The following is a 15,563-nucleotide window of genomic DNA, read 5'->3' on the forward strand; positions in this document are numbered from 1 at the left end:
TCGTGTCTTGGGATCCTGGAGGAGCGACAGCTAGTCACGGTAAACTCTACATCTATTTGAAGTTCCTTAGAATGGAGCAGACATTTTTTAGTCTGCCCATGGCATACATGGGGGCGTTCGTAGCCGTTAGGGGTATACCATCTCCAAGCGTTTTGTTACTAATATTTTCGGCCCTCTTCTTCCTTAGGATAGCAGGGATGACTAATGATAACCTAGCTGATAGGGAGATAGACTCGAGAAATCCCAGAACAAGGACGAGGCCCCTTGTCACTGGAGCTATAACCACTAAAGAGGCCAAGGTATTGATAGCCATAGGCCTCGTGGGTTTCTTCGCGTCTGCCTATCTTGTGAATAGATGGGCCTTCCTTCTTTCACCCATAGTGGCACTGGTTACAATGACCTATCCTTACATGAAGAGGTTCACTGCCTTCGCGAATTATCAAATAGCCACAGTGCAGGGCCTGGCAGTATTTAGCGGAGCTGTGGCCAGCGTGGGAGTAGATGCAACATCCCTGACCCAGGTGTTGGGATCCGTTCCTTGGTTGTTCGTGATTGCAACGATACTTTGGGCCGTTGGATTCGATCTTTACAATCATATTCCGGATGCAGATTTCGATAGAAAGATGGGTCTACATAGTTTCGCTGTAGTGCTGGGTAACAGGGCATTAACCTTCGCTGGACTAAATCAGTTGTTCTCAGTGCTCCTCGATATCCTTGCTGATTTCATGTATAACCTAGGACCTATTTCCTATGCCTCAACGGTGTTGCACGGCCTCGTTATGGCCTACGCCTTCTATTTGGCCTCCAAGGGGATGTTTGGGAAGGCTTTCTACTATAATATTTACTCCTCAATTATACTGGGGTTAGGCATAGACTTGGATATTCTTCTTGGGATACCATTCACCTAAAGAAGGGTGACGAGTTTATCATGTCAACGTAAATATGACGCAAAGTGAAAACTCTTACGCTAAGCAAATTAACCCCATTATGCAAATTTTATACAGGACTCTCAGGGACCTCTGAATGAGGAGGAGTTTTCCCCCAGACACCCCCCGGGTCCCTGGGTGTCCTAGAGGTTAATTAGAAATCCCATTTTACCCTTTCTCCAGATGTAATATCTTTCAATAAACCGCTTAAATAGTGGTCTGATCCTCGACTTAGTAATGGATAGCTGTCTGCCTCCCCACGGAAAGGTAGATCTCACATGAAGACCTGTCCCCCTTCCATTGTCCAAAATAAAAATGAAGATCGGTTTAAATTCCCCTGCATATCCCCTTATTCTTTGACCAATGTATATGCCAGTTCTCATGGCCAATTCACCTAACTTGGGCCATCCCTTGATAATATCACCCGCTGCAAAGACCCCTTGCCTCACCTCTAGGAACTGATTTACCTCATAAAACGAAAAGGGATGAGGTGGTGTACACTCGTCTAGGACGAGATCAGGAGACTCAGTGGTACCAATCCCAGCTTGCTCAAGGAGAGCAGACACTTCGCTCACCAGTGGCTCACCCAACCATTTTAGGTAGGAAGTTTTGACTTTGACATCCTTTCTTAGTTTCTTGAGGTAGAACGCCAGTTGGAGAACTAAATACTCGTCTCTTTCATCCTGGCTCCCCAACGTCACTCTGGATAACTTGACCGACTCTCCCATGATTTCATTAAGGTTCTCCCTAACACAACCTGGAGCGATAACTAGATTAGTGACCTGGATTCTCTCACCATTTACCTGAACTACCCTAGAGGAAAGATCCACGTCCTTTACCTCCCCTATCTCCACAAAGGGTACCTTTGTCCGCGTGGCTATTTGGGGCTCTACGACTTTCCTCAGTTCGGCTGTCCAGAACCTAAACTCGTCGCTCCTTGAGAGTACTGTTGCATTTCCCTTCAACGAATAGTAAGCGTTGAGCCCAGCATATCCTCCGCCTATAATTAGTGTGCCTACAACCCTATCGTTCATCTAAGCTTAATAGATGATGGAGAACTAAATGTCTAATCGTGAAATTATCCCTAGGATACTCAAACGAGGCTGATCTGATACCCTTAACTCCCCTGCTTGAAGGTAAACTTGAGAGAGATATAACCATAGAGCCTGTCAAGGTAAAGGAGGATGATCTAAAATTCGTGTTTCAGAAGTTCGATCTGATCTACGTTCCTATCCCAATAATAAATTATATTCCAGATATCAAATTTATTTCAAATGGAGCAAGAGTTGCGGAGAAAATTGGGATTAAGGGTGAATGCGAAGGAGGTCCTGTTTGTGTCAAAAGTTCCAATTCTACAGAGTATTATTTCATGAAAATGTTCGATCCTAAAAGAACGGTAACTAGGGGCGATTGTAAATGTTTCGTTAGTACAGATGACTTAGACGAAGATCTGACTCCGCTCTGGAGAGAAGAGTGCGGGGATGTTCCCTTAGTGCTCAAGTTAATAGCCGTTAACCTTGACGAATCGCAAGCCTCTAAGGTGAAGATTGCCATTAGGGAGTCAGCCTCGATAGTGGCATCCAGCAAGGGTATTTCGCAATACTCCAAAGAATTAGGCCTTAAGGGAAGACAGGGTGTGGAATGCTTTGTAAACAGGTGTAGAGAGGTTGGGCTCTGTTCGAAAAATAGATACTTTATGCTTTAGCCTTTCCTGACCTTACTATCCTTATCAGCCTTAGCGTGAAGTACAAAGCAGGTATATACATCACGTCATCGAGGGAAGACCCCTTGAACGCCAGTATCAGTGCGATGAGTAAGAGGGAAATAATTTCATCTTTCATATACATAATTGTTTCACCAACATTTTATAGCCGGCGATCCTGAACACAAATATGACCATGTGATGGGGCTCATTGATAATATCAGTGAAGAGGGTGAAAGGAGGATCAAAAGTGTGTTAAATGAAATCCTAGAGCTAATGGAGGAAAGGGAGAGAAGGGTGATTCTAAGGGCCATAAGGAGCACCGGTGATCTAGACCTCGTGGGAACCCTTAGGTTTTCAAGGAGAGCTCTAGATGTGGGACCGGAACTGGTTAGGAGAGGTGTGCTTGTGGATACGAGGATGGCTAGGGAAGGTTTAGGAGGTTTAGGGGAGTATATTGAGCCAACTTCCAGGAAACACAGGTACCTGGCGCACGACATAGTTGAGTCATGGAGGGATAGGTTGGAGGGAAAGGCGGTGCTAATTGGAACTAGCCCCCTAGTTCTCGAGAGGCTACTGGACTTAATTCGTGAGGGAGTAAGGCCAGCGCTCATCATAGGCGTTCCGGTGGGTTTTGTCAATGCTCTTCATGCAAAGTATAGGCTAACGAAACAAACCGACGTTGAATACATAACTAACATAAGTGTGAAGGGTGGAGTTGCCCTAGGCGTCAGCATAGTGAGGGCTTTGATGGAAATTGAGTGACGTGGTGGATTTCCTGTCATCGGTGCTACACTTCTGTGAGAGAGGAGACCCCTTACCGGTGGCCTTCTCCAAGGCCAAGTCCATCAAAAGAGTTCGAAACGTGGATTATGATGAGATGTTCGAGCTCTCTAGAAAACTTGTTTTGTCTTACTATGCCCTGGAGGGAAAATCGGCAAGAAAGAAGGTGACCTCATTCCTGAACAAGGGAAGTAAGGTATCTCTCCCTCCATGGATGAGCGAGGAACTCAAGGAGCTAATTGACCTGGACGCATATCTAAAGAGTGCCGAACTTGGAAGGTACAAATGGTTTAGGGTGAACAGAATATTGGCTGACGAGGACGACGTCCTCAGTTCCCTTGAGACACAGGGTATCAAGTTTGAAAGGGATGAAGACTTTAATTACCTTTTTAGAGTTATATCAGGAAATATTACTAAAACAAAAGAATTTGATGATTTCAAGATAATAGTCCAGGATAAGGCCAGCGTTGCGGTAGTGCAAGCCTTGGGGCCAGAGAAGGGAGACGTAATACTTGAGCTGGCTTCCGCTCCCGGCTTGAAGGCAGAACTTATCTACGAACTTACCCAAGGAGATGTTTACCTCATCCTTGCTGAACTGAACCATAAAAGATTGGACAAGGAAATCAAGTTATTGTCAACACTGGGTGTAGATCTGGGAAAGGTGGACTTTATCAACCAAGACTCCACCAGGAATTCAGTCCTAAGGGCTGACAAGGTACTCATAGATGCACCCTGCTCATCCTCAGGGATATTCTACAAGGAGCCCACTGTGCTCTTAACTCTCAGGGATAGGGATAAGGTGGAGAACTTTTCGAAACTGCAAAAATTAATGATAAAAGAGGCATTTAATATTAGTTTTAAGAAAGCCGTATATTCAGTATGTTCCATATTTCCAGAGGAGGGGGAAGTCATAATGGACGAGTACGTGGATAAGTTGATGACAACTGAAGTAGGAGGGATTGAGGGATATGGGAAGCATAAGTCAGGTAAGCTAAGCAGAAGGTACTTTGGACATATCCACGGAACTGAGGACTTTTTTATAGCTACGTTGCGAGGAGTGAGTTAAGTTGAGTGTAAGAATACCGCTAAACTATCAGCCAAGCTCACCCTCACTGTCCAACGCTAAATCGGCCAAGCGAAAAATCCTCAAGATGGGATTTACGACTGGAACCGCTCTTGCGGCCGCGGCTAAGGCTTGTGCCTATGCCATAACTGGAGAGATTAAGAAGGCGGTAGTGGTGTCAACCCCCATTGGACTCAGAATAGAGATTCCGCTAAATTACGTAAAAATGGAGGAAGAGTGGTGCGTAGCCTCAGTAACTAAGTACGGTGGCGATGATCCGGATGACACAAACGGAATGGAAATAGTGGTAAGAATGAGATTGAATGACGACAAGGGATACATAGTGGTGAGGACAGGTAAGGGGCTTGGAAAGGCGGTCAGTAAGGGGTTACCTGTGAACCCTGGAGAACCTGCCATAAACCCAGTCCCTAGGAAACAACTAATCGACAATCTAAAGGAGGTTCTCGGGGATAATTTTGGGGCAGAAATAGAGGTGATAATTCCAGAAGGAGAGAGAATCGCAAGGAGGACCTTCAATCCTAAGCTTGGGATAGAGGGAGGAGTCTCCATCCTAGGAACCAGTGGGGTGGTGAAGCCTATGAGCCTCGTGTCCTGGTACGCTTCCCTAGTGGAGCAGTTAGATATTGTAAAAACCTATGGGATAGATCAGGTTGTACTGGTACCAGGGAATATAGGTGAGACCAGCGCCAGGAGAAAGCTCAACGTTGATTCCAGGTCAATAGTTCAAATGGCCATATTCACGGGAGGTATGTTGAAGGCTTCGGCGAAGAGAGGATTCAAGGAAATTCTGCTCTATGGGCATGTGGGGAAATTAATTAAGAGCGCCATAGGCATATGGAACTCCCACTATAAGTATGGGGATGGTAGATTAGAGATAATAACTGCCTACGCAGCCAAGCACGGGGTTAAACACGACGATATCCTCAGGCTAATCAACGCTAAAACTACGGATGAAGCTATTGCCATTTTGAAAGACTATGACTACAAGGAGATATTTAATGAAATAGCGGATAAGATATCCCTTAACTCCCATAACCTTATTGAAGGAAAGGCAAAGGTATACTGCATTCTAATAAACATGGAAGGGGAGATAGTTGGATTATCAACCGGGTCAGAGAAATTCTTGGCCTAAGATCATAGGGGCTGGGCCGGGAAGCCCCGACTACTTTACCTTGAAGCTAGTTAATAACTTGCGCGATGCTAGGAAAATAATTGCTACGAGGAGAGTTCTGAGTGCAGTAAGACCTTTCACTCACGCTGAACTCATTGAACTTGAGGAGGGTTCCAAGTTCTACTCTATGATTAAAAACGTCGAAGCAGAGAAAGGAACCTTGATCCTGTCAACGGGAGATCCAATGATAGCTGGAATAGGAAAATTCTTTCCACATAATGAAATAGAGCCAGGAATCAGTTCTATCCAGAAGTGTGCCTCACTAATACACAGGGAGATAACTAATAGTGCCATTATCTCTATAAGATATGGATATAATTATGAGAAAGTGGATGCAGTATTACGTCTTGGGTTGAGCGTTTTCCTCCTCCCAGAACCGGGGCTAACGGTAGGGGATAGTCTGAGAAAATTATTGTTGTATATTACGAGGCCTGAAAAGATGGAAGTCTCCGTCTGTCTTAATCTATCACTAGAGAACGAAAGAGTAATAAATGGAAAAATGTTGGAGCTCACTGACCTAAACGATAATGGGCTCAAGGTAATTTTCATCTCACCCTCCGTGAATTAAATTACCAGACAATGATGTGAAGCTACCCGAAATAGAATTTGCTGAATCGTTATTTGTGCCCAGTGGTATCGACGTAAGTTTCATGAAAAACGATGAAAGGTTTATCCTATTAACTTCGGCACTGGTTCAACCAAGAATTGAGATAAATGATAAGGTAACAGTATCCAGTAATTTGTGGAAGTTTCAGAGGGGAAACCATCTAGTGGAGATTGATGGCGAGAAAGAGAAGATTACTAAGTGCGAGCAGGAGGAATGTACAAAGGCGTGGTCTGTGCATTACGTGATAGTTGATGGACACGAATCTCCAATACTTGAATTTAAGAATAAATTCATCTTTAATGGTGAAGAATACAGTTCATTCAGGAGAATGCTAAGTCTTTCGTTCTTGGCTAAAAGGGATAAGGCAGTGGTATTTGTTGCTGGTAAGGTCTTTACTCATGAGGGGGTAAAGGCCATAGGTTTTACGAGGTTTGGCCTCTCGTTGGTGAATAATGGATTTACTACACTCTACACATGGGATGGGGCGTCTAAAGACATCCCCGTAGAGGGGATTGTTCTGAGAGTTCAGAAAGGTGAGGTCCTATACACCGACCTACGAAATAGAATACTCTCCAATGACAGAATAATAGGAATTTGTAACGGCATCTTTGATCTAATCTCTAAGGGACACGGATGGATTTTGGGTTCTTGCAATGGAGTGGCAAGGTACTATTTTCAGGGTGCATGGCGGGATCTTGAAACTAGTATAGATGTACTAAAGAGCGATGGAAGCCAAAATTTCCTCGGTATAGTTTCACGCAGGAAGGCGCTGATATTTGACCAGGATTTATCTCTGAGGTATAGGTTCAAGGAAAGCGTATTGGGCATAGGGCTAAGGAAGGCGGTAGTGTTCACTGGGACTAAACTGTTTAAGCTAGATTTGGTGAATGGTTATGATCCTGAGATATCGAAATTCTCAGAGGGGGTTATCATAAAGTATCCAGCGGGGTACAGCCTTGAGAAAAGTGAAAAACTGATTAACGTTGGCAGTATAGTTGAGAATGGGTATGTGACAGAGACCTTAGAGTACCTTGGGGATGACGGAAAAGAGGAGATTGTCATAAGTTCAGAATTCTTATCGCTTCCTCTTAAGGTTCAACTGGCCGTTTCACCAATTAAAATCATGTTTTATGGAAAAATATATGTTGCAGAGCAAAATGGTAAAACTAAGAACGGAGATGGGAACGCGATATTGTCTGGAAAAATAGTGTTATCTAGAAAACCCAAAGCAAAACTGAAATTATTTATATCTATTGAGTCAATGTCCAAAGATATTGAGATAGATTCGAATAAGGTGGAACTGTATATCCCCTTAAGGATAGGGTGGCATGAAAACGATGCTATACCCGTGAACTTCGACCTAAGACTTGAAGGCAAGAGCATATCGAAGGCCCAGTTTATCGTACCTCTGATCGGAGTCGAGAAACCTAAAAAAGCGAGAAGGATTAAAATTCAAAAGGGCCACGTCATACTAGATGTGGACAGGTATGAGGGAGAAATGTTCACATGGGATAACATGAGAGTGATCCCCACATATAATCAGCCCGTGATGATATCTCATATTTTTACAACAAACTCTAAAAATAGACTAGGTAAACGTATCAACTTTTCGGTTAAGCAGGGATCAGTCCTAATAAGAGCCGAAGACCTAATAGGTGATCCTAAAATAGAGATAGAGGGGAATCAACTATGTGTCACGCCAGTAGTAAATTTAGATACTATCATTCAAGTTTACTATGCGACCCATGTTTACACGGGGTTTAGGTCCAAAATCATATTTCCCCTAGATCCAGCATATAATACAATTCTAATTAGATTGTTTATAGGGAATACTACTATGGAAAAAACTTTCATGTTTGACTCGATAAGGCTAGGTCTAATTACAGCGGTAAGGTCTGCAAAAGCCTTATCCCAGACGACCGAAACTATTGGTGCACTCCCACTATCTTTTTAGTACGACTATCCTTGATGAGCAGAACACTCCTTGAGGAATATAATGTAATGGGAAGTAAGGTCTCCATCATCGACGAGGATGGACAGGGACTCTACATTGTTGAGGATCCAAGGATTTCCCGTGAGGAGTCATCGGCCATATCCTCCATAATGGATGAGATTTACTTTTCCTCAACATCCGTCTCAGACGCGGAGAATAAGCTACTGGAAATACTGAAAACGAAAAATATATCTCCAGAATTAAATGAAAAGATACTGAATATATTTAAAAAGAGAATACTTTATGATGAAATAACTGTGCCTGTGATGGATCCTGAGGTGGAGGAAATTGAGTGTATGGGTCCAGGCTTACCGCTTACCGTAATTCATAGAAAATATTCCAATTATATGAGGTTATACACCAACATAGTTTTGCCCAAGGAGGAAGATATACTTAGGATCATAGAAAAACTTGCAATAAAATCAAGTAAATCCGTTAATATTGCTAGACCCTATCTCGAATTTTCTCTCCCAGAAGGTCACAGGGTTGCTGCCACCGTATCCAATGAGATCTCGAACCCAGGTTCCACATTCGATATAAGGAAATTCCCTGTGTCTCCCATATCCCTAATTAAGCTGATTAAAGGTAACTCTCTCAGCGTCGAGATTGCATCCTATCTATGGTTCTTGCTAGATTACAAACCCTTTTATCTGATAGTGGGGTCCACAGGTTCAGGGAAAACCACATTTCTGAATGCCTTGCTAAACTTCGCTAATCCAGACGCAAAGATCCTAAGTATTGAGGATACGCCTGAGCTTAACCTTAGTGGGAAAAATTGGATAAGATTCTTTTCAAGGCAATCCCTAGTCTCGACGTATGACGTCACCATTGGTGAGCTATCAAGACTAGCCTTAAGATATAGGCCAGACTACCTGATCATAGGTGAAGTGAGGGGGAAGGAGATTGAGACCCTCATTCACGCCTCATCCTCGGGTCACGCGTCACTAAGCACTTTTCATGGGGGTAAACCCAGTGACGTCGTAACTAGGATTGTAAGCTTGCTTCCTAAGGAGCTTGCCATAATGTTCCTGAATAATGTGTGGGGCTTCATTCTAGTGGGAAGGAGAGTCGATGAAAACGGTAGAATAATTAAGGCTATAAATGCAATATATGAGACGCAAAAGATCAACGGCAAGACTAAATTCAGAAAAATAGTGTGGTGGTCGTTCAAGGATAAAATATATAAGCCAAATAATTTCAGTGAGCTATTAAAAATTTCCACTAAATTAAAGTTTATCTCGGATTCGTATGGGTTAAGCAAGTCCGATATCCTTGACGAACTGGAGAGAAGGAAAAATGTGATAGAGAAGTTGATAGCTGAGAACATTGCAGACAACGAGATGATTCAAGCAGAGATAGCCAAATTCTACAGGGAGAGGGGTCTAAATGTCCAAAGTACGATTTGAATTTAAGAATATTACCCTAAGGATGGGCAGGTTCCTTGAGTTCTTAGACAGGACAAGATATTTCCCGCTATTATCAACGATTCATCCCTTTAACTTGTTCCTCAGGCTCATAAGGCAGAACATTGAAGTGTATGGAGGAAGTATCTCAAGAGTGGAAAATCTTTCAAATAGATCATTCTTAATCTTTTTAATTTCATTGTCTCTCATTGGAATACTAGTATGGCACATGGGGATATACTTTGTTCCCCTATTAATTATACCAGTTCTAGTTTATTTACTTCCTGTTATCTATATACTAGCCTCCAAGATGGAATATTTATCCAGGTTAAATCTAGAGCTACTTCCATTTTCAATTCTTCTATATCTCAATGCGTCACTGGGAAAGGGGCTTTACGAAACATTCAACGATGTAAACCAGAGTTCCTTGTTCATTGCCTTCAGGAAAGAGTTTGAAATTATACAGAGGTATGGCATATTTCATGGTAAATCATTTCTCGATGGAATTCAGAGGAGAATAAAGAATCTCAGAACTGGCTTAATAGTAAAGTTATACTCGTCTTCGCTTTCAGGCCAATTTTTAGGCGTAACCATGGGTCAAAGGTCGCTGGAGTTCATTAATGACTTGCTAGGAAACATAAGGGAGGCCTTCAACAACTATGTTTCAAAGGCCTCCGAGATAGTTGAAGTCATTTTCTCCATCTTCCTCTTAGTCCCCCTAGTAGCCATAGGGTTTCAGGGATTATCTAGTAATAATAATGGTGAGATTCTTTTAATACCGTTACTATTTGCGCCTCTCATTTACCTATGGATATCCGTGTCCCAACCCAACATGGGTATCCATGTTAAAATTGGGAAATTACAATTGGTTGGTTTACTTCTGTCCACTGCACTATTGGCTCTACCATTCAATCTATTGCTCAGAGTAGGCATAACGTTCCTTGCAACTCAGCTGATTCTCTTTCCTTCCTACCTAGTAATTAAGAGAGATGAGAGTATTCTCGCCGATTTTCCAACCATATTAAGAGAGATAGGCGATTTCACTAAGCTCGGATATGGAATTAGGGCATCTATTCAAAGAATAAATTTCGATGAACTAGGCCTACACAAACCAACTGTAAAGTTCTTTGATAACGTAAAGAAACAGATTGGGATGGGAAACAATATCTATTTTGGATCTATTCAGAACGAACAGGTAAAGTTTATCGTGGAGCTATTGAACATCCTAGACAGGAAGGGTGGAGAAGGAGTCAGGGTGCTCCAGGAACTGAGCGACATGATATATTCGATCACATTATCCAGGACTAAGCTACAAAGAGAACTGAGTACGTTCAATATTCTTGCGCTTATTACTCCCGTACTTTTCTGGTTTTCCACTACTTCAATTGAAACAATTTCCAGTTTCTCTTCTTCCACTCTAGGCCTATTGAATTTAGGTTATAGCTTGACATTAAGCCTGTTATACACTAAGCTAAGTAAATTTACCTTCCTAAATCCTGTGGTATACATCTCTGTGACGTTAATATCGATATTACTTTCAATCCTCCCTCCAGGATTATTATCTTGACACTAGATTAGGTGATCCGACCTGAAACAGAAAAAAGGGGTCTCCTCTATCCTGGGTACTATCCTGATCATTTCCATAACGCTAGCTTTAGGGGGGCTACTCTATGGATACAGTAAGGGATTATTCAGCAATCTGTCAACTAATGAGAATCTATATACACAATATGATCTTCTCTCCTCCTCAAACATAGGGTTCCTACAATATACCCTAAAGAATCAAGGAAATGTTGCACTTCATGTTGAATATATCAAAATAGTAGGGAATAATACTAGCCAAGAAATACCTGTAAATGCCGTGATAGAGCCTGGACAGGAGATTCAGAACATATCCCAAGTATCAAACATTATCCCAGGGGACTACTATTCCGTCATTGTGGTGGCACAGAGCCCTAATGGACAACTATACGATACTGTCTCTAATGTACTGGCGGTGAGCCAATGAGGAGAGCTATATCTAAAGCAGTTTCAGAAATTTTTTCAACATTAATCGTTGCACTGATAGTTTTGGCCATGAGTGGTCCACTATTTTATTTCTATCATCAGATTAGCTCCACGCAAAAGAGCACTGTGAACTCGGTCATAAACAATGAAATCCTCTCCTCAGAGATGAAGATAAGGATTATCAAAATAGGAAACTTTTCAAATGATATATTTCTGTTTAATTACGGGAAAATAAATGTTCATATTGAAAGCGTAATAGTTGATGGAAAGATCATTGAAACCAATCAAGAGCTGTCAGCTGGCACAATGATATCCCTCTCCAGTTTAGTGGGAAATGTAACTGTAACAGGTCCCCTAATAATAAATGCTAACGGTCAATATTTCATTGAGTGATAATGTTCCCACTCACTGATGATAGTTTTTTCGAGTCAGATATTCCTGGGCCAACGAGACAGGAAATAAGAGCGGTATCTATTTCAAAATTGAAAGTCTTTCCAGGATGTAGGGTCCTTGAAGTCGGAACTGGTACTGGGGCCATCGCAGTTGACCTGGAGAGGTTTGGATGTTACGTTGTCTCCTTGGATCTCAAGGAGTACATTTCGAGATCTCCAGGCAGAAAGCTTGCCAATAACGTGGATTTTGTCCAGGCTGAATTTCCCTTCTTTTCAACTAGAGAAGTGTTTGATTCTGTTTTTATAGGAGGAACTCAAAACATTTGTGGAACCGTGAAACTTGCTCACTCCCTTTTAAGGAAGGGAGGTAGGATAGTTATTAACGCTTTCACGCTGGAGTCCTTAGGAGAAATCTCCAAAGCCCTGGAGGAAAATTTTCATGAGTTCGATGTAATTCAGATATTTGTAAGCAAAGCAGAAAGACTAGGAAAATACAGAGCGTTTATCGCAAGAAATCCAGTATATATCTTTTACGCCTCTAAAGATTGAGCCTTTGTTCTAACTTCCAATATTTCTCCTTTTTCAAGACCTTCGAGCACTTCCTTTCCCTTATCAGTTAGCCTGTACACCTTATGGGATCCCTTAGAGTAAATGGTTTCGACAAGTCCGATTCCCTCCAAGACATGGAATATTGCCAACACTTCATATCTTGGTAACCCAGTCTTTACCACTACCTCTCCAGGATTTAATGCGCCGTCCGAAATTGCCTCTAACACCAATTTTAGTTCATACATCAGTATCTGAGTTAATCTAAGAGCACTTATAAGCCGAAGGCCTGAAATTACTCTCGAGAACCTTTTGAAGTGTGAAGGAAAGGAGATTGTAAGTAGGTTAGATAGAGCCTACAAGATTAAATCTGAGGATTTCCTGGCGATAGAAATATGGGAGAAAACTAGGGATCCTTTCAAGGTCCTTATAGCGACCATTTTGACCCAGAATACCACAGATAAGGGAGCCAAGAAAGCGTACGAGGAACTGGATAAAGAGGTTGGAATAACTGCCGAAGGGCTTAGTAGAGCCGATCCAGAGGTGATAAAGAGGTGCATTAGAAAGGTCGGCCTTCACAATAACAAGACTAAGGTGATTAAGGAAGTGTCAACGAAAATTTTGAATGAGTATGGTGGAGATATCAACAAGGTACTTGACCTAGGGTTACCAAAGGCTAGGGAGAAATTGGTGGAGCTCCCAGGCGTTGGGAAGAAGACTGCAGACGTCTTATTAATAACTTGCAGAGATTATCCAGTGTTCCCCATAGACACACATATCTTCAGGATTTCGAAAAGGCTTGGTATTGATGGAAACTATGACAAGGTAAGTTCGTTCTGGAGAGAAGTTTCGGATAATCTCAGGTTGAGGGCACATCTACTACTCATTACTCACGGTAGAGCTACATGCAAAGCAATTAAACCTAAATGTGACACTTGTGTACTTAATGACTGCTGCGAGTATTACGCTAGACTACGTGGATCCCAGGGACCTGAAACCTCATGAGGATATCCTGAAGAACAGACTCGCTGAAACCATTATTTCGATAAGGGAGACCAAATCCGTAGTCCCCATAATCGTTGACCATAGGACTCTGTTAATAATTGACGGTCATCATAGATGGGAGGCTCTCTCAGCCCTTGGATACAAAAGAATACCAATATACTACGTGGATTATCTAGACCCTAGGATTAGTGTTGGGATTTGGTATAGAAAATTAACCCTGAACAGCGTAAGCAAATTGTATCTAAAATCGATGGAATCTGAGGGGGACGTATGTATTCAGATCGAGTCCAAAATCTGCTCTAGATCCCACTTTGAGGCGTACTGGAAACTTGAGCTCATAGAACAGAGTTTAAGGAGATTTGGGGTACAAGTGGAGAGAAATCCTAGCGAAGGATATAAACCACCTAATCTGTCCAAGGAGATAATACTGAAAATAGCAAGCAAGGAGACCAGACTACCTCCCAAGAGCAGTAGACATCTATATGATTTTATTATCCCCAAGGATAGAGTAAAACTACAATGAATCCATTGATACAAGCAATTCTGACTACTGCCATATTTATTATTCCTAGCTTCCTTTTGCTTTACCAATACATATTGTTTCGTAATGGCATGAAATTTAGGGATAGTCTAGAGCCACTCTTCGCCGAGGAATTACCTTCCCTTTCAGTTTTGGTCCCTATTAAGGGAGAAAAACCAGAGACGCTTCAGGGCTTGCTGGATAATTTAGCTACAGTAGAATGGGATAAAAACAAGCTTGAGATCATTGTAGTTTCCGATGACTCTCCAGAGTATTTTGAAAATCTCATCAGAAAAATCTCGATACCACAAGGGCTCAAAGTCAAGATCGTTAGAAGAGAGAAAAAGGTAGGTTACAAGAGTGGGGCTTTAGCCTATGCATACTCCTTATCTAGCGGAGACCTAATAATTACCCTCGATGTAGATGCCAGGTTAGAGAAAACCTCACTGATAAAGGCGTTCAATAGGTTAAGAATACACGGATGCGATGCTGTAACCATGAACTGGATTGGATATTCACAGAAGCCATATTCTACTCTCGCCAAGGGAATAATGATCTCAACCGTTATTGCAGATACAGCCCTTCTGAACGGAAGGGACAACAGTAATCTCAGGATCTTTCCCGTGGGTTGCGGAACAATGTTCAAGAGAGATGCAATCGAATCGGTAGGACCATGGGATCCCTCAATGATCCAAGACGACCTAGAAATAGGGGCTAGGCTGATTAAGAATGGGAAAAGGATTTGCTCTTCTACCTCTCCGGTCTACGTAGAAGTCCCAGATAATCTCGTGGCATTTTACGTGCAACAAACTAGGTGGGCCATGGGAAGTATAGAGGTTTTAACCAGGAGATTTAAGGAGATAATGAGCAGAAATATATCCTTAAAGCAGAAGATTGACATTCTAATTTTCCTTCTTCAGTATGTTCCCATAGGCCTGACATTTTTAGCAGCTTTGGGACTAGCATTAATGTCCTTATTGGGACTAAATCACGTTTACGACTATCTGAGAACTCCCATAATCCTCATCTGGATTCTTTCGCTTTCGATTTATGGGTACAATTTCATAAAGACTGCATTGGGAAAAGGATACAAACTTGTAGAGGCTATGAGGGCCTTAGGAAAGGTTTCATCTTACACTGTGGCTATTTCACCCTTTATTCTAGTGGGGCTTCTATCTGGTCTAAGGAAGAACAGGAAATACGTTGTCACTCCTAAGGGAGTCAAAGTAGATACATGGATCCAGTACCCAGTACTTCTTTTTGGCATTTTGTTCTTAACATCCTCCATTATCTATCTTATACACGGAGCCCCAGTAACCGGTCTTTGGCTCCTTTATTACTCCATGGGGTATCTGTTCACTGTCGCAACTTTCAAAAGAGAGCTTTAGAACTCAACTTTTTTTCTAGGTCGCTTTGAAGTAGAC

18 protein-coding genes are annotated in these 15,563 nt (G+C 42.2%); 15 read left to right on the forward strand and 3 right to left on the reverse strand.

Annotated features, from left to right (window positions below; genetic code table 11):
• The first annotated feature begins 2 nt into the window (after positions 1-2).
• Positions 3-908: a 4-hydroxybenzoate octaprenyltransferase gene (locus MSED_RS10730; RefSeq protein WP_012022023.1), complete on the forward strand. Its 906-nt coding sequence runs from the start codon at positions 3-5 to the stop codon at positions 906-908.
• Positions 909-1,069: 161 nt separating this feature from the next.
• Here MSED_RS10730 and MSED_RS10735 read toward each other — a convergent pair whose 3' ends face one another.
• On the reverse strand, positions 1,070-1,960 hold the full coding sequence (locus MSED_RS10735) for an NAD(P)/FAD-dependent oxidoreductase (protein ID WP_012022024.1): 891 nt from the start codon (positions 1,958-1,960) through the stop codon (positions 1,070-1,072).
• A gap of 38 nt (positions 1,961-1,998) precedes the next feature.
• Between MSED_RS10735 and MSED_RS10740 the strand changes: the two genes are divergently transcribed.
• Entirely contained in the window at positions 1,999-2,631 is a 633-nt protein-coding gene (locus tag MSED_RS10740; protein WP_012022025.1) for a hypothetical protein, read from the forward strand.
• Here MSED_RS10740 and MSED_RS12400 read toward each other — a convergent pair.
• Positions 2,621-2,767, reverse strand: coding sequence for a hypothetical protein (locus tag MSED_RS12400; protein WP_155464962.1), 147 nt, complete (start codon positions 2,765-2,767; stop codon positions 2,621-2,623). The genes MSED_RS10740 and MSED_RS12400 overlap by 11 nt on opposite strands.
• Before the next feature lie 62 nt (positions 2,768-2,829).
• On the opposite strand from MSED_RS12400, the gene MSED_RS10745 reads away from it, so the two are divergent.
• The 10 genes from MSED_RS10745 to MSED_RS10785 are packed head-to-tail and all read left to right on the forward strand — an operon-like array spanning position 2,830 to position 12,617.
• Positions 2,830-3,393, forward strand: a complete 564-nt coding sequence (locus MSED_RS10745) for a precorrin-8X methylmutase (protein WP_048060181.1) — start codon at positions 2,830-2,832, stop codon at positions 3,391-3,393.
• A gap of 4 nt (positions 3,394-3,397) precedes the next feature.
• Positions 3,398-4,477: an RsmB/NOP family class I SAM-dependent RNA methyltransferase gene (locus MSED_RS10750; RefSeq protein ID WP_235579885.1), complete on the forward strand. Its 1,080-nt coding sequence runs from the start codon at positions 3,398-3,400 to the stop codon at positions 4,475-4,477.
• 1 nt (position 4,478) lies between these two features.
• Complete coding sequence (cbiD, locus tag MSED_RS10755) at positions 4,479-5,627, forward strand: cobalt-precorrin-5B (C(1))-methyltransferase CbiD (protein WP_012022028.1); 1,149 nt, start codon at positions 4,479-4,481, stop codon at positions 5,625-5,627.
• A complete protein-coding gene (locus MSED_RS10760; RefSeq protein ID WP_012022029.1) occupies positions 5,590-6,234 on the forward strand; it encodes a cobalt-precorrin-7 (C(5))-methyltransferase in 645 nt (214 codons plus the stop codon). Before cbiD ends, MSED_RS10760 begins: the two co-directional genes overlap by 38 nt.
• A gap of 16 nt (positions 6,235-6,250) precedes the next feature.
• Positions 6,251-8,227: a protein UpsX gene (gene upsX, locus MSED_RS10765; protein WP_012022030.1), complete on the forward strand. Its 1,977-nt coding sequence runs from the start codon at positions 6,251-6,253 to the stop codon at positions 8,225-8,227.
• A 14-nt stretch (positions 8,228-8,241) separates the two neighbouring features.
• Positions 8,242-9,672 (forward strand): type II/IV secretion system ATPase subunit, encoded by a 1,431-nt coding sequence (locus MSED_RS10770; RefSeq protein WP_012022031.1) that lies wholly within the window; start codon positions 8,242-8,244, stop codon positions 9,670-9,672.
• Between the two features lie 22 nt (positions 9,673-9,694).
• Positions 9,695-11,236 (forward strand): membrane pilin protein UpsF, encoded by a 1,542-nt coding sequence (gene upsF, locus MSED_RS10775; RefSeq protein WP_048060183.1) that lies wholly within the window; start codon positions 9,695-9,697, stop codon positions 11,234-11,236.
• Between the two features lie 21 nt (positions 11,237-11,257).
• Entirely contained in the window at positions 11,258-11,677 is a 420-nt protein-coding gene (upsA, locus tag MSED_RS12600) for a pilin subunit UpsA (RefSeq protein ID WP_080512781.1), read from the forward strand.
• Positions 11,674-12,069 carry a pilin subunit UpsB gene (upsB, locus tag MSED_RS10780; protein ID WP_012022033.1) on the forward strand — a complete coding sequence of 132 codons (396 nt, stop codon included), beginning with the start codon at positions 11,674-11,676 and terminating at the stop codon, positions 12,067-12,069. The genes upsA and upsB overlap by 4 nt, the downstream gene beginning before the upstream one ends.
• A gap of 2 nt (positions 12,070-12,071) precedes the next feature.
• Positions 12,072-12,617, forward strand: a complete 546-nt coding sequence (locus MSED_RS10785; protein ID WP_012022034.1) for a bifunctional cobalt-precorrin-7 (C(5))-methyltransferase/cobalt-precorrin-6B (C(15))-methyltransferase — start codon at positions 12,072-12,074, stop codon at positions 12,615-12,617.
• On the opposite strand, the gene MSED_RS10790 is transcribed toward MSED_RS10785, so the two are convergent.
• On the reverse strand, positions 12,599-12,862 hold the full coding sequence (locus MSED_RS10790; protein WP_012022035.1) for a phenylalanine--tRNA ligase subunit alpha: 264 nt from the start codon (positions 12,860-12,862) through the stop codon (positions 12,599-12,601). The genes MSED_RS10785 and MSED_RS10790 overlap by 19 nt on opposite strands.
• Positions 12,863-12,926: 64 nt before the next feature.
• Here MSED_RS10790 and MSED_RS10795 point away from each other — a divergent pair, with 64 nt between their 5' ends.
• Genes MSED_RS10795 through MSED_RS10805 form a run of 3 tightly spaced genes read left to right on the forward strand, consistent with a single transcriptional unit; the run spans position 12,927 to position 15,527 of the window.
• Positions 12,927-13,619 (forward strand): endonuclease III domain-containing protein, encoded by a 693-nt coding sequence (locus MSED_RS10795; protein ID WP_012022036.1) that lies wholly within the window; start codon positions 12,927-12,929, stop codon positions 13,617-13,619.
• Positions 13,561-14,142: a ParB N-terminal domain-containing protein gene (locus MSED_RS10800; RefSeq protein WP_012022037.1), complete on the forward strand. Its 582-nt coding sequence runs from the start codon at positions 13,561-13,563 to the stop codon at positions 14,140-14,142. Before MSED_RS10795 ends, MSED_RS10800 begins: the two co-directional genes overlap by 59 nt.
• Positions 14,139-15,527, forward strand: a complete 1,389-nt coding sequence (locus tag MSED_RS10805) for a glycosyltransferase (protein ID WP_012022038.1) — start codon at positions 14,139-14,141, stop codon at positions 15,525-15,527. The genes MSED_RS10800 and MSED_RS10805 overlap by 4 nt, the downstream gene beginning before the upstream one ends.
• Positions 15,528-15,563 lie beyond the last annotated feature (36 nt).

The organism is Metallosphaera sedula DSM 5348 (assembly GCF_000016605.1).
Classification (GTDB): domain Archaea; phylum Thermoproteota; class Thermoprotei_A; order Sulfolobales; family Sulfolobaceae; genus Metallosphaera; species Metallosphaera sedula.

What these genes read in the sequence shown, in the direction of transcription:
- MSED_RS10735 (WP_012022024.1), bottom strand. Translation starts at nt 1,960, where the DNA reads ATGAACGATAGGGTTGTAGGCACACTAATTATAGGCGGAGGATATGCT.
- MSED_RS12400 (WP_155464962.1), bottom strand. Translation starts at nt 2,767, where the DNA reads ATGAAAGATGAAATTATTTCCCTCTTACTCATCGCACTGATACTGGCG.
- MSED_RS10745 (WP_048060181.1), top strand. Translation starts at nt 2,830, where the DNA reads ATGGGGCTCATTGATAATATCAGTGAAGAGGGTGAAAGGAGGATCAAA.
- MSED_RS10770 (WP_012022031.1), top strand. Translation starts at nt 8,242, where the DNA reads ATGAGCAGAACACTCCTTGAGGAATATAATGTAATGGGAAGTAAGGTC.
- upsF (WP_048060183.1), top strand. Translation starts at nt 9,695, where the DNA reads ATGGGCAGGTTCCTTGAGTTCTTAGACAGGACAAGATATTTCCCGCTA.
- upsB (WP_012022033.1), top strand. Translation starts at nt 11,674, where the DNA reads ATGAGGAGAGCTATATCTAAAGCAGTTTCAGAAATTTTTTCAACATTA.
- MSED_RS10785 (WP_012022034.1), top strand. Translation starts at nt 12,072, where the DNA reads ATGTTCCCACTCACTGATGATAGTTTTTTCGAGTCAGATATTCCTGGG.
- MSED_RS10790 (WP_012022035.1), bottom strand. Translation starts at nt 12,862, where the DNA reads ATGTATGAACTAAAATTGGTGTTAGAGGCAATTTCGGACGGCGCATTA.
- MSED_RS10800 (WP_012022037.1), top strand. Translation starts at nt 13,561, where the DNA reads ATGACTGCTGCGAGTATTACGCTAGACTACGTGGATCCCAGGGACCTG.
- MSED_RS10805 (WP_012022038.1), top strand. Translation starts at nt 14,139, where the DNA reads ATGAATCCATTGATACAAGCAATTCTGACTACTGCCATATTTATTATT.